This is a genomic window from Streptomyces sp. VTCC 41912 (genome assembly GCF_045799175.1).
Classification (GTDB): domain Bacteria; phylum Actinomycetota; class Actinomycetes; order Streptomycetales; family Streptomycetaceae; genus Streptomyces; species Streptomyces albulus_C.
This window is the reverse complement of sequence record NZ_JBJMAB010000013.1, coordinates 49,501-62,303: the sequence shown is the minus strand read 5'-3', so window position 1 is coordinate 62,303 and position 12,803 is coordinate 49,501. Positions and strand designations below refer to the sequence as shown.

Genomic DNA, 12,803 nt, shown 5'->3' with positions numbered 1-12,803 from the left:
CGGTGCGGGCGGGTGGTCGGCCCGTGCGTCAGTGCAGGATCTTCTCCTTGGCGCGGGCGAACTCCTCGTCGCTGATGTCGCCGCGGGCGCGGATCTCGGAGAGCTTGGCGAGCTGGTCCACCGCGCTGGTGCCGGCGCCGGCGGTGTCGCGGATGTACCGCTCGACGTCCTCGCGCTGGGCCCGGACGTGCTGCTGTTCGCGGCGGCCCATGCCCCGGCCGCGGGCGACGACGTACACGAAGACGCCGAGGAACGGCAGCACCAGGACGAAGACCAGCCAACCGGCCTTGGCCCAGCCGTTCATCGTGTCGTCGCGGAAGACGTCCAGCACGACCCGGAACAGCAGGATGACCCACATGATCCACAGGAAGACCCACATCGCGGTCCAGAAGGCACCGAGCACCGGGTAGTCGTAGGCGAGGTTCACGTGACCGGCCATGGCTCTCTCCTCCTCGGGACGGTCGTCACCTCCCAGCCTGGCAAGGCCGGCCCGGCACTGCCACACGAGTTCCGCGCCCTTGCGGCGGGGCCGCCCGGGTGCTCACCCGAGTGGCCCGGGCGAACCGGTGCGGGGCGCCGCCCGGTCGTAGAACTGGCAGTCAGGCGCCTGCCGCAACCGCCGGTGGACCGGCCGGTCCGGGCCCGCCGCGCGGTCGTCGGACGGCGGGCGTGACGAGCAGCGGGAGAACGCGATGCGAACGACCGACGGGACCACGGCAACGGCCCGCGTGCTGCGGACACCCCGGGTCGCGGCGGTGGCCGGGATGGTCTCCGCGGTGCTGCTGGGGGTCGCCGTCCTCCTCGTGCGCCTGGCGGTCCCCGAGCACTCCGAGGACGCCGCCGACTGGATCCGCGACACCTCCCAGCGGGGCTTCCTGCACACCGCACTGATGCTGTTGCCGTTCGCCGGGATCTTCTTCCTGTGGTTCATGGGCGCGGTGCGGGACTTCGTCGGCGCCGCCGAGGACCGGTTCTTCTCGACGCTGTTCCTCGGCAGCGGACTGCTCTTCGTGGCGATGCTGTTCGTGCTCGCGGCGACGACCGGCAGCCTGCTGGCCGTGACGGACGCGTCGCCCTCGGCGTCGGCGGGGGAGCGGGTGCTCTGGCAGTACGGGCGCCACCTCGTCCTGGAGCTGCTGACCAGCTACGCGACGCGGATGGCCGCCGTGTTCGTGGTGTCGACCACCACCATCGGGCACCGGCTCGGCATCTTCCCCCGCTGGCTGGTATGGCTGGGCTACCTCGTCGCGCTGGTGCTGCTCTTCGCCGTCGGCGGCGAGGGCCACGTCGAACTCGTCTTCCCGCTGTGGATGCTGGCCGTCAGCAGCCACGTCTTCGTGATCACCCTGCGCCGCCACCGGAGCGGCGGCCGGCCGGGCCCCACCGGGGCGGACGCGGCCTGAGCTTCGCACCGTCCGGCCCCGGCCGCCGCTTTCGCGCGCCCGTCGGCGCGGGCGGACAGTGGAGGTACACGCCCCACGGAAGCGGGATGATCATGGAACGGTACCCAGCCATCGCGGACCACGGCGTCGTAGGCGACCTCCAGACCGCGGCGTTGGTCTCGTCCGAAGGGGTCGTCGACTGGTTCCCGGCGCCCCGGTTCGACTCGCCCAGCGTCTTCGCCGCCCTCCTCGACCACGAGCGCGGGGGCCACTTCCGCTTCGCCCCCGAGGGCCGGGGCAGCACCTGCAAGCAGCTCTACTACCCGGACACCGCGGTGCTCGTGACCCGCTTCATGTCCCCCGACGGCGTCGGCGAGGTCTTCGACTGCATGCCCCCGGACCGCACCGGCACGCCGTCCGCCCGGCACGTGCTGCTCCGCGGCGCCCGGGCGGTCCGCGGCACGGTCCGCTTCGACCTGGAATGCCGGCCGCGCTTCGACTACGCGCGGGCCGCCCACACCTGCGACCTGCACGACGGCACCGCCACCTTCCGGGCGCCCGGCGCCACCGCGCACCTGCAGAGCACCTTCCCGCTGGACCGCGACGGCGACGACGCGGTGGGCACCGTCACGCTGCGCACCGGACAGGTGGCCGGGGCCGTCCTCACCGTCGACGCCGCACCCGACGCGCCCGCCCCGCCGCCACTGACCCCGGACGCCGTGGCGGAGCGCTTCTGGGAGGTCGTGGACTTCTGGCAGCGCTGGGTGCGCACCTCCCACTACCGGGGGCGGTGGCCGGGGGCCGTGCACCGCTCGGCGATCACCCTCAAACTGCTCACCTACGCCCCCACCGGCGCACCGGTCGCCGCCGCCACCATGGGACTGCCGGAACAGGTCGGCGGCGAACGCAACTGGGACTACCGCTACACCTGGGTCCGCGACGCGTCGCTGTCCGTCCGGGCCCTGCTCGACCTGGGGTTCGCCGAGGAGGCGGCGCAGTTCACCCGCTGGCTGGGAAACCGCCTCCAGCCCGCGGCGGACGAGGGGCACGAACCGCTCCAGATCATGTACCGGGTGGACGGCGACCCCGACCTCCCGGAGGAGGTGCTGTCCCATCTGGAGGGCTACCGCGGTTCGGCCCCGGTGCGCGTCGGCAACGCCGCCACCGACCAGTTGCAGCTGGACATCTACGGCGAGGCGCTCTACGCCCTGTCGGAGGGGCGCGAGATCGCCATGCGGGCCGGCTACCACGGCTGGAAGAACCTCGCCCGCACCCTGGACTGGCTCGCCGACTCCTGGGACCGGCCCGACGAGGGCATCTGGGAGACCCGCGGCGGACGCAAGGAGTTCACCTTCAGCCGGATGATGTCGTGGGTGGCCTTCGACCGGGGCCTGCGCCTGGCCGCCGCGTACAGCCGCCCCGCCGACACCGTCCGGTGGACCGCGGCCCGCGACGCCATCCTCGAACAGGTCATGCAGCGCGGCTGGGACGCCGAGCAGCGGGCGCTCGTCCAGCACTACGACGGCGCGGTGCTCGACGCGTCGCTGCTGCTCCTGCCGCGCGTGGGCTTCCTGGCGCCCCAGACGGAGAGTTGGCTCTCCACCCTGGACGCGATCGAGCGCACCCTGGTGTCGGACAGCCTCGTCTACCGCTACGACCCGCTCGCCTCGCCCGACGGCCTGCGCGGCTCCGAAGGCACCTTCAGCCTGTGCACCTTCCTCTACGTCGACGCCCTGGCCCGGGCCGGCCGCCTCCGACCGGCCCGCTACGCCTTCGAGAAGATGCAGACCTACGCCAACCACGTCGGCCTGTTCGCGGAGGAAATCGGCCCCGGCGGCGAGCAGTTGGGCAACTTCCCGCAGGCGTTCACCCACCTGTCGCTCATCATGGCCGCCACCACCCTGGACGACGCCCTCGACCGGCAGCGGGACGACGAGCCGTGGCGGGACGGTCCGCCCGGCCGCCTCAGTCCCTGATCCCGCCGATGGTCAGCGGCAGGTGCCGGGGGCCGCGCAGCACCGCGTTCTGCCGGTACGGCGGCGGGTCCTCGACCAACTGCGGGGCGTCGAGCCGGCGGACGAGTTCGGTCAGCGCGAGCTGCGCCTCCAACCGGGCGAGCGGCGCACCGAAGCAGCTGTGCAGACCGTGGCCAAAACCGAGGTGCTGGTTGTCGGGGCGGTCGGGGACGAACCGGTCCGGGTCGGTGAAGCGCTGCGGGTCCCGGTTGCCGGACGCCACCATCAGGTAGACGGACGCCCCCTTGGGGATGACCGTGCCGGCGACCTCGATCTCGGCCAGTGTCGTGCGCTGCGGCAGCATCTGCACGGGCGGCTCGAACCGCAGCAACTCCTCGACCAGCGGCACCGCCAGAGCGGGGTCGGTGCGCAACCGCTGGAGCACGTCCGGGTGGCGCAGCAGGGTGAGCATCCCGTTGGTGATGAGGTTGACCGTGGTCTCGTGGCCGGCGATCAGCAGCAGCACCGAGGTGGTGATCATCTCCACCGGGGACATCTGCCCGTCCGGGCCGTGCTCGGTGGCCAGGGCGGACAGCATGTCGTCCCGGGGAGAGCGCCGGCGCTCCTCGATCAGCCCGGCCAGATACATGGCGAGGTCGCGCCGGGCCTGCTGCACGTCCTGCATCTTGGCCGCGCGCTCCTCGGGCGTGCCGACCGGGTCGAGGCCGGCGGCGATCGTGTCGGCCCACTCGTGGAAGTGCGTCTCGTCCTCGCGCGGCACGCCCAGGATCCGGCAGATCACGGTGACCGGGAACGGATAGGACACGTCGTCGACGAGGTCGATGGCGTCGCGTCCGCGCAGGCCGTCGATGAGCCCGGTGACGATCCCGGCCAGCTCGCCGTGCATCTCGAACACCCGGCGCGGGGTGTGCGGCGGCCCGAACGGGCGCATGGCCAGCCGGCGCAGCCGGTCGTGCTCCGGCGGGTCGAGCCGGAGGAACGACGGCGGCAGGTTGGGGTCCTGCTCCTGGCCGGTGGCCTCGGCCGCCTCGGGCGTCAGGTTCCGGGCGTCGGAGCTGATCCGCGGGTCGTGCAGCAGCCCCTTGACCGCCCAGTACGTGCTGACCAGATAGGGCCCCGCCTCGTCGCGCACCACCGGCGTCCTGCGCAGCTCGGCGTAGAGCGGGTACGGGTCGGGGCGGTTGGCGTAGTCCAGGACCTGGCGCAGGAGGGCGACCGACGTCATGGGTGTGTCCTTCCAGGGTGCTGCGGCCGGGGACGACCGGTCGGCGTACTCGGGTCAGGCGCGTCGCGGGGTGAACGAGACGCGCCGGTCGGTCGGGGAGTACCCGCTGAGGGTGACGGTGGGGCCGTGGCTGGGCTGCGAGGGGTCCGGGAAGCCGGCCGCGACCGGTTGCCGGCCCTCGGGGCGCCGGTCGACGGTGGTGAACTCCGGCGGGAACGACGCGGCCCGCTCGATCTGCCGCTCGTAGAAGTCCAGCCACTTCGCCTGGTCGAAGGTGACCGCGGCGATGACCCGGCCCTGGAAGCCGTAGGCCGCGGTGAAGCGCTGCTCGGCGAGCGACCCTTGGGTGACCATGATCTGGTCGGCCATCGGCGGCACGCCGACGGACTTGATGTTCACGCCGAACTGCGCCGACCAGAACGACGGCATCCACAGGTGCGGCCGCCGCTCGGCACTGGCACTGACCATGTTGTGGGCCGCGACCTCGGCCTGCGCCACCGCGTTGCCCCAGTGCTCCAACGACAGGAACTGGTAGCCGAAGAGCGGATGCGGCGAACGGGCCACGTCACCGGCGACGAAGACGTCGTCCGTGACGATGCCCCGGACGTCGAACGCGCGGCACCCCGCGTCGCAGGCGATGCCGCGCGGGCCGGCGCCCAGCCCGGAGTCCGCGAGCCATTCGGTGTTGCGGGTGGCGCCCAGCGCGACGACCACCACGTCGCACGCGACCGCGGTGCCGTCCGAGAAGTGCGCCGTGCGCACCCGGCCGGCGGAGTCCCCTTCCAGCCCGGTGACCTGCACCCCGCACCGCAGGTCGACGCCGTGCGCGCGCTGGAGTTCCGCGGCCACCTCGCCGACCACCCCGCCGAGCGCGCCCACCAGCGGCGCCCCGCCGCGTTCGGCCACGGTGACCGGCACGTCCCGCTCGCGGCAGGCGGAGGCGATCTCCGAGCCGGTGAAGCCGGCCCCGATCACCAGCACCCGCCGCGGCCCGGAGGCCAGCCGGTGGTGCAGCTGCACGGCGTCGTCCTGCGTGCGCAGCACGAACACCCCGTCGAGTTCGGCCTCCAGCTCGTGGGGCCACGGACGGGCCCGCACCCCGGTCGTGATCAGCAGCCGGTCGTAGTCGAGCACGTCGCCGTCGGCCAGCCGCACCCGCTTGGCCGCCAGGTCCAGCCCGGTGGCCGCGGACCCGAGCCGCCACTGCGCGTCGAGGGGACGCACCCTGGGCAGCCGCGTGTGGTCCGCCGGCACCTTGCCCAACAGGACCTGCTTGGACAGCGGCGGCCGGTCGTACGGCTCGTGGGGCTCGTCGCCGACCAGGGTGAGCGTGCCCGCGAAGCCCTCCGCGCGCAGCGCCTCGGCGGCCCGCAGACCGGCCAGCGACGCACCGACGACGACGATCCGCCCCTCGCGCCGGAACGCCTCCAGGTACCCGTCAATCGTCACGGGACCCACCCGCCTCCGCCGCGCCGTCCAGGTCCGCGTAGTCGAGGGTGATGGCCTTCACGGGGCAGGCGTCCGCGGCTCTGCGCACGTGCTCCCGCTGGGAGTCGTCGGCCTGCGGGTCGTACATCAGCGCCTCGTCCCCGTGCATGGTGAACACGTCCGGCGCGAGGAAGGCGCACTGGGCGTACCCCTGGCACCGGTTGAGATCGACCACAAGCCTCATGAACTCTCCGCTCTCCGCGACGTGATCGGCGCACGGCGGCCGTGCGCGCGGGTGCACCACCGGATCGAGGCCGGCCCCGGTCCAGGATGGGGAGCCCGCCGGCGCGTCGCACGCCCGCCCGGCCGTCGGGGTGAGTCAGCGGCCGGCACGGGACACCGGGGCGTCCCCGGGACCGCCGGCGCCCTCGGCAGGTACGGCTTCGGGGCGCGGGTGGTGGTGCCGGCCGCGGGCCGAGGGGCTACGGAGCGGGCTGCGGGCCCTCGGACCCCGCAGGCTCCTCCGCGCCGTTCGCCGGCAGCGGCTGTTCCGCCCAGATGACCTTGCCCTGCGGGGTGTAGCGGGTGCCCCACCGCTCGGTGAGCTGGGCCACCAGGAACAGGCCGCGCCCGCCCTCGTCGGTCGTCGCCGCGTACCGCAGGTGGGGCGAGGTGTTGCTGCCGTCGGCCACCTCGCAGACCAGGCTGCGGTCGCGGAGCAACCGGGCCCGTACCGGTGGTGAGCCGTACCGGAGCGCGTTGGTGACCAGCTCGCTGATCACGACCTCGGTCGCGAAGGCGAGGTCGTCCAGGCCCCACTCGGCGAGCTTGGCGGAGATGCTGGAACGCATCCCGGCGACGGCCGCGGGGTCGAACGGCACGTCCCAGGAGGCGACGCGGTCCGGGCCAAGCACCCGGGTGCGGGCGATCAGCAGCGCCACGTCGTCGCGCGGGCGTTCCGGGAGCAGGCGGTCCAGGACCGCCCGGCAGTTCTCCTCCGGGGACCGGCCCGGCCGGGACAGCGCCCCGCGCAGCATCTCCATGCCCACGTCGAAGTCCCGGGTGCGCTCCTCGACCAGCCCGTCGGTGTACAGCACGATCTGGGTGCCCTCGGGCAGGTGCAGTTCCGTGGTCTCGAACGGCACGTCGCCCAGTCCCAGGGGCGGGCAGGCCGGCAGCTCCGGGAACTCCACGGTGCCGTCGGGGTGGACCAGCGCCGGCGGCGGGTGGCCGGCCCGGGCCATGCCGCAGCGCCGGGAGACCGGGTCGTAGATCGCGTACAGGCAGGTGGCGCCGGTGATGTTGGTGTCGCTGCCGGTCTCGGCCTCCTCCTGGTCGATCTGGTCGACGAGGTCGTTGAGGTGGCCCAGCAGCTCGTCGGGGGTGAGGTCGAGGGTGGAGAAGGTGTGCACCGCGGTGCGCAGCCGGCCCATGGTGGCCGCGGCGTGCAGGCCGTGGCCGACGACGTCGCCGACGACCAGCGCGACCCGGCTGCCGGAGAGCGGGATGACGTCGAACCAGTCACCGCTCACCCCCGACTGGGCGGGCAGGTAGCGGTGGGCCACCTCCATGGCGCTCTGCTCGGGCAGGGTGCGCGGCAGCAGACTGCGTTGCAGGGTCACCGCCAGGGCGTGTTCGCGCGTGTACCGGCGGGCGTTGTCGATGCTCAGTGCGGCGCGCGCGACCAGTTCCTCGGCCAGCGACCGGTCCTCCTCGTCGAACGGTTCCGAGCCCTGGGCGCGCCAGAAGTTGGCCATGCCCAGGATGTTGCCGCGGGCCCGCAGCGGCGTGGTGATCAGCGAGTGGATGCCGCACGCCAGGACCTGCCGGGCCCGGTCGGGGTCCTGGAGCTGCCAGGTGGGGGTGGTCGACAGGTCCGGAACGACCTGGGAGCGGCCGCTGGCCATCCCGCGGGCCTGGGGCGTGCCGTCCACGAACGTGATGGGGGTGCCGGCGGGCAGGAACGGGTGGTCGGCGCGGACGCCGTGCGCGGCGGTGCGGCGCATCTGCTGGGCGCCGCTGCCGGTCGGCTCGTCGCCGTGCAGGACCGGGGCCACCAGGTCGACGGTGACGTAGTCGGCGAACCGCGGGACGGCGACGTCGGCGAGTTCCTCGGCGGTCCGGGCCACGTCGAGGGTGGTGCCGACGCTCACCCCGGCCTCGTAGAGCAGCCGCAGGCGCTCGTGGGCGACCTCGGCGCGGCCGGACAGCAGCCGCAGCTCCGTGGAGTCGCGGAGGGTGGTGACCGTGCCCATGCCGGCGGCGTGCCGGTCGGTGGGCCGCTGGTTCACCGCGAGGAGCCGGCCGCCCGTCTGATGGATCTCGTCGGTGGCGGACCGGCCCGACGCCAGGAGGCCGGCCAGTCCCGGGGCGAGGCCGGGCAGCTGGGACACCGCCCGGCCCTCGGCGTCGTCGGGCAGCGCCAGCAGCCGCCTGGCCTCGTCGTTGGCCAGCAGCAGCCGGCCTTCGGCGCTGGTGATGACCACGCCCTCCCGCACGGCGTGCAGCACCGCCTCGTGGTGCTCGTACATGCGGCTCATCTCGACGGACCCCAGGCCGCGGGTCTGGCGCCGCAGCCTGGTGGTGATCACCGCCGTGGCGGCCGTGGCGAGGGCCAGCGCCGCACCGCTGATGATGAAGATCACCGGGAGGTGGCCGGCGATCGCGCGGCTCACGCTCGCCACCTTCATCCCCGCGGCGACCAGGCCCACCACCGTGCCGTGGGAGTCGTCGACGGGCACGATGGCCTGCACTTCGTGGCCGAGCGGCCCGGACACGCTCTCGACGTGCACCTGGCCGGCCAGCGAGGGGCCGATGGTGCCGACGAACGGCTTGCCGATCTCCTGCGGGATCGGGTGGGTGTAGCGGATTCCGTGGGTGTTCATCACGACGATGAAGTCGACGCCGGCGCGTTTGCGGGCCGCCTCGGTGAGGGGTTGCAGGATCTTCGACGGGTCCGGGGAGCGGAGTGCGCCCTGGACACCAGGGGAGTGGGCGAACGTCTCCGCGACCGCCACCGAGCGGCTGCGCGCCTCCTCCTCGGCGTCGTGCCGGGACGTCAGCAGCAGCGCCGCCAGCGTGCCCAGGACGAGCAGGAGGCCGACGGTGAGTTGGAGCAGGAAGACCTGCCCCGCGAGACTCTGCGGGCGTCGTTCGGTCAGTGACCGTACTGTTGCGCGCCGGTATCGGCCGGACCCTGCGGCCATGTTGCTATTTCTAACACTCCCCGGGCGGGCTCGCCGCCCTGCCGCCCCTCGTGTACGCCGTCGGCGCCGTTCAGCCACCCGGGCACGCACCCCGACCGGTCGGCCACCCCCGGTGACCGCGGGGCGGCGGCCGACCGCTCACCGCGGGTTTCCCGGGTGGGGGCGGACGCGCGCCGCCGGCACGGTGCCGTCGCGGTGGCGGGCGGGCCGGCTGTGGCGGCTGGCGACGGCGCGGTGCGTCCGGATGTCGCACTCGGCCGGGCCGGAAGGGGGGACGGGTCCGTTCCGTTTGCGCCGTACGGACGGCGTCGGACCGGGCGGGGCGACGCCGACGGTCCCCGGGGTGCCCGCGCGGCCCCGCGACGCCCGCCGGGCAGGCCGCGAGGGGTGCGCCGCCGCCTCCGTCGACGGCTGCGCGTCCGGGACGGCCGGCCCGGACGAGGGCGTCCGCCCGCGCGACGTCGCCGGAGCCCGGGCAGGGGCCGATGCGGCGGAATCACCGGATCCCCGCAGTGAATCCTCGTGATAGTGGACGTCCGGCATGCCACCACAGGTACGGCGAGGAGAGCCCCAGTGAGCGACCTTGCGTCATTCGACGTGACGAACCCGTTGTTCAAGGCCAACCCCCATGATTTCTACGCCGGGTTACGGGAGTCGGGCCCCGCGCACATGGTGCACCTCCCGGGCTACGGGGACGTCTGGCTCGTCACCGGCTACGCGGACGCCCGGGCCGCGCTCGCCGACCCGGGCCTTTCCAAGGCCCCGGCCAATGTGCCGGCGAGCCTGCGGAACGCCATGGTGGAAGCCGGCGAACGGGACGGCTTCCAGCTCATGGCCCACATGCTCAACAGCGATCCGCCCGACCACACCCGGCTGCGCAAGCTGGTGGTCCGGACGTTCACCGCCCGGCGGGTGCGCGCACTACGGCCCCGCATCCAGGAAATCACCGACGCGCTCCTCGACGAGGTGGTGGCGAAGGGCAGCGCCGATCTGATGGACGACCTGGCGTTCCCGCTGCCGATCACGGTCATCTGCGAACTGCTCGGTGTACCGGCGGAGGACCGCGACGACTTCCGGCGCTGGACGTCGATCCTGGTCTCCGAGGACGAGGCGCTGCGCCCGCAACTCCAGGACACCTTCGCGCAACTGAACGCCTACCTGACCGATCTGGTGCGGCACAAGCACGCCGCCCCGGACGACGGGCTGCTCTCCGCACTGGTCTCGGTGGCGGAGGACGGCGACTCGCTCGACGACGACGAAGTGGTCTGGATGGCCTTCCTGCTGCTCGTCGCCGGTCACGAGACCACCGAGAACCTCATCGGCAACGGCATGCTCGCGCTCCTGAGCAACCCCGAGCAGCTCGCCGCCCTGCGCGCCGACGCGTCGCTGCTCCCCACGGCGGTCGAGGAGATGCTGCGCTATGAAGGGCCGGTGGAGACGACCACGTGGCGCTTCACGACCAGGCCGGTCGAGATCGGCGGCGTGACGATCCCGGCGGACCAGACAGTGGTGGTCGTGCTGGCCTCCGCCAACCGTGATCCGTCCCGCTTCGCCGACCCCGGTCGCTTCGACATCTCCCGCGAGGACAACCAGCACGTGGCGTTCGGCCACGGCATCCACTACTGCCTGGGAGCCCCCTTGGCCCGCCTGGAGGGGCAGATCGCCATCGGAACCGTCCTACGGCGGCTGCCCGACGTGCGGCTCGCCGTGGACGAGGGGGACCTCCGGTGGCGGCTCGGAATCGTCATGCGCGGGCTGCACAACCTCCCCGTGCGCTTCACTCCCAGCGGGCCGGAACACTGATTCCGCAGCCGTCTTCGCCGGCCTCCTCCCGAACTCCGCTGCCCGACGGCAACCGGGACCGGCTACGCGGTGCGGCCCGTGTGGCCGAGGGCCAGGACTTCCGCCGCGGCGACGCCGGAGGCGGCGGTGGCACCGTGTGTGAAGATCCGGACGGCTCCGGGGAGGGCGTCGCTCGGCAGGCCCATCTCGACCACGACGGCATCGGGACGGGCCGTGGTGAGAGCGGCGAGGGCACGGCCCATCCACGCGTGCCGGGCGGCGTCGCGGACGACGACGACCAGCGGACGGCCGGCCGCGGGCGCCAGCGCGAGGTCCGTCAACGTGCCGGGCCGGTCGTCGAGTTGCTGGTGCGGAAGGCGGACGGAGGTGGTGCCGGGCAGCCGTTCGCGCAGCGGTGCGGCGACGCCCCACGGCGTTTCGTCGCCGATGGCGAGGTTGGTCGAGGGCACCAGCTCCACCACGTGCGGTGCGGCGGCCAGGGGCAGGACGTCGTCCGCCGGGCCGCGGGTCCGCAGGGCGCGGCGGGCGGCGACGAAGCCGATGTCGCGCTGGACGGGGTCGAGCGGGGCCCGCTGCCCCAACTGGTGCGACCACGTGGCGAACGCCCGGACGCGGTCGGCGGCTTCGGCCAGGCGTTCCGCGGCGAGTTCGCCCCGGCTGGCGGCGTCGACGAGCGCGGCGGTGAGCAGCGCGGTGGTGGACTCCTCGGCGTGCTCACCACCGACGCAGACCGCATCGGCGCCGGCGGCGACGGCCATGACCGCGGCGCCGCCGAGGCCGTACCGGTCGGCGACCGCCCCCATCTCGATGGCGTCGGTGACGATCAGGCCGTCGAAGCCGATCTCCTTGCGCAGGAGGTCGTTCAGGAGGCGGGAGCTGAGGGTGGCCGGCAGGTCCGGGTCGTGGGCCGGCACCAGGAGGTGACCGCTCATCACCGCGCCGACGCCCGCTTCGACGGCGGCCCGGAACGGGGGCAGTGCCTGGGCGGCGATCTCGTCGAGGTCGGCGTCGTAGGTGGGCAGGCCGTGGTGGGAGTCGACCGCGACGTCCCCGTGGCCGGGGAAGTGCTTGGCGCAGGCGGCGACCCCGGCCGCCTGGAGCCCCCGGACCCACGCGGCGGCGTGCCGGGCGACCAGTGCGGTGTCGGCGCCGAACGAGCGGACCCCGATGATGGGGTTGTCGGGGTTGGAGTTGACGTCCACGCTCGGCGCGTAGTCGAGGCTGATGCCGGCGGCGCGCAGCTGGCGGCCCAGGTCGCCGGCGACGGCCGCGGTGAGTTCGAGGTCGTCCACGGTGCCGAGGGCGAGGTTGCCGGGCCGGGTGGCGCCGGTCGCGGACTCGATGCGGGTGACGTCGCCGGCTTCCTCGTCGATGGCGACGATCAACTCGGGGTTCTCGGCGCGGAGTTGTGCGGTCAGGCGGGCGACCTGTGCGGTCGAGACGATGTTGCGGGAGAAGAGCACGACGGAGGACAGGCCGTCGTTGATGGCGCGCAGTACCCAGTCCGGTGCCTCGGTGCCGACGAATCCCGGCTGGAGGACGGAGAGTGCGAGTCGTCGCAACTCCTTGCTGTGCTTGCTGGAGGTCATCGACGGGGCCTTCCGGGTCGTGGCGACGCATCGATCGGAGCGTTGGTACAGACCAGCGGATGTTGGCCTAGTCCAATCCGGGATGTCAAGGGAGCGCCCGTGCCTTCTCGTTCGGTCGGCTTCTCGCGGCGGATCCGCGGCCTCCGGTAACTCCAGCCTTGACATGGCGAGTTGGTCTAGTCCACTTTGTTGGG

Annotated in this window: 9 protein-coding genes; 3 read left to right on the top strand and 6 right to left on the bottom strand. The window is 73.4% G+C overall.

The window, feature by feature from the left end:
• Positions 1-28: 28 nt before the first annotated feature.
• On the bottom strand, positions 29-439 hold the full coding sequence (locus ACJ6WD_RS20115) for an SHOCT domain-containing protein (RefSeq protein WP_233657504.1): 411 nt from the start codon (positions 437-439) through the stop codon (positions 29-31).
• Between the two features lie 253 nt (positions 440-692).
• Between ACJ6WD_RS20115 and ACJ6WD_RS20110 the strand changes: the two genes are divergently transcribed.
• Positions 693-1,403, top strand: a complete 711-nt coding sequence (locus tag ACJ6WD_RS20110; RefSeq protein ID WP_038517588.1) for a hypothetical protein — start codon at positions 693-695, stop codon at positions 1,401-1,403.
• A gap of 92 nt (positions 1,404-1,495) precedes the next feature.
• A complete protein-coding gene (locus ACJ6WD_RS20105) occupies positions 1,496-3,358 on the top strand; it encodes a glycoside hydrolase family 15 protein (RefSeq protein ID WP_233657502.1) in 1,863 nt (620 codons plus the stop codon).
• Here ACJ6WD_RS20105 and ACJ6WD_RS20100 read toward each other — a convergent pair.
• From ACJ6WD_RS20100 to ACJ6WD_RS20085, 4 genes are all read right to left on the bottom strand, one after another.
• Positions 3,348-4,583 carry a cytochrome P450 gene (locus ACJ6WD_RS20100; protein ID WP_233657501.1) on the bottom strand — a complete coding sequence of 412 codons (1,236 nt, stop codon included), beginning with the start codon at positions 4,581-4,583 and terminating at the stop codon, positions 3,348-3,350. The two genes, ACJ6WD_RS20105 and ACJ6WD_RS20100, sit on opposite strands and share 11 nt — an antisense overlap.
• Before the next feature lie 54 nt (positions 4,584-4,637).
• On the bottom strand, positions 4,638-6,032 hold the full coding sequence (locus ACJ6WD_RS20095) for an NAD(P)/FAD-dependent oxidoreductase (RefSeq protein WP_233657500.1): 1,395 nt from the start codon (positions 6,030-6,032) through the stop codon (positions 4,638-4,640).
• Positions 6,022-6,255, bottom strand: coding sequence for a ferredoxin (locus ACJ6WD_RS20090; protein ID WP_020929174.1), 234 nt, complete (start codon positions 6,253-6,255; stop codon positions 6,022-6,024). The genes ACJ6WD_RS20095 and ACJ6WD_RS20090 overlap by 11 nt, the downstream gene beginning before the upstream one ends.
• A gap of 238 nt (positions 6,256-6,493) precedes the next feature.
• Positions 6,494-9,217 (bottom strand): SpoIIE family protein phosphatase, encoded by a 2,724-nt coding sequence (locus tag ACJ6WD_RS20085; protein ID WP_331246369.1) that lies wholly within the window; start codon positions 9,215-9,217, stop codon positions 6,494-6,496.
• A 573-nt stretch (positions 9,218-9,790) separates the two neighbouring features.
• Between ACJ6WD_RS20085 and ACJ6WD_RS20080 the strand changes: the two genes are divergently transcribed.
• The gene (locus tag ACJ6WD_RS20080; RefSeq protein ID WP_233657498.1) at positions 9,791-11,020 is read left to right on the top strand and encodes a cytochrome P450; all 1,230 of its coding nucleotides are present in this window, start codon (positions 9,791-9,793) and stop codon (positions 11,018-11,020) included.
• 62 nt (positions 11,021-11,082) lie between these two features.
• Here the strand turns inward: ACJ6WD_RS20080 and ACJ6WD_RS20075 are convergent, their stop codons facing one another.
• Positions 11,083-12,609, bottom strand: a complete 1,527-nt coding sequence (locus ACJ6WD_RS20075) for a glycoside hydrolase family 3 N-terminal domain-containing protein (protein ID WP_407616278.1) — start codon at positions 12,607-12,609, stop codon at positions 11,083-11,085.
• Between the last annotated feature and the right edge of the window lie 194 nt (positions 12,610-12,803).

Bases quoted from the DNA above. Each gene is read 5' to 3' on its own strand.
- ACJ6WD_RS20115 (WP_233657504.1), bottom strand. From the start codon at position 439: ATGGCCGGTCACGTGAACCTCGCCTACGACTACCCGGTGCTCGGTGCC.
- ACJ6WD_RS20105 (WP_233657502.1), top strand. From the start codon at position 1,496: ATGGAACGGTACCCAGCCATCGCGGACCACGGCGTCGTAGGCGACCTC.
- ACJ6WD_RS20075 (WP_407616278.1), bottom strand. From the start codon at position 12,609: ATGACCTCCAGCAAGCACAGCAAGGAGTTGCGACGACTCGCACTCTCC.
- ACJ6WD_RS20090 (WP_020929174.1), bottom strand. From the start codon at position 6,255: ATGAGGCTTGTGGTCGATCTCAACCGGTGCCAGGGGTACGCCCAGTGC.
- ACJ6WD_RS20100 (WP_233657501.1), bottom strand. From the start codon at position 4,583: ATGACGTCGGTCGCCCTCCTGCGCCAGGTCCTGGACTACGCCAACCGC.
- ACJ6WD_RS20110 (WP_038517588.1), top strand. From the start codon at position 693: ATGCGAACGACCGACGGGACCACGGCAACGGCCCGCGTGCTGCGGACA.
- ACJ6WD_RS20085 (WP_331246369.1), bottom strand. From the start codon at position 9,217: ATGGCCGCAGGGTCCGGCCGATACCGGCGCGCAACAGTACGGTCACTG.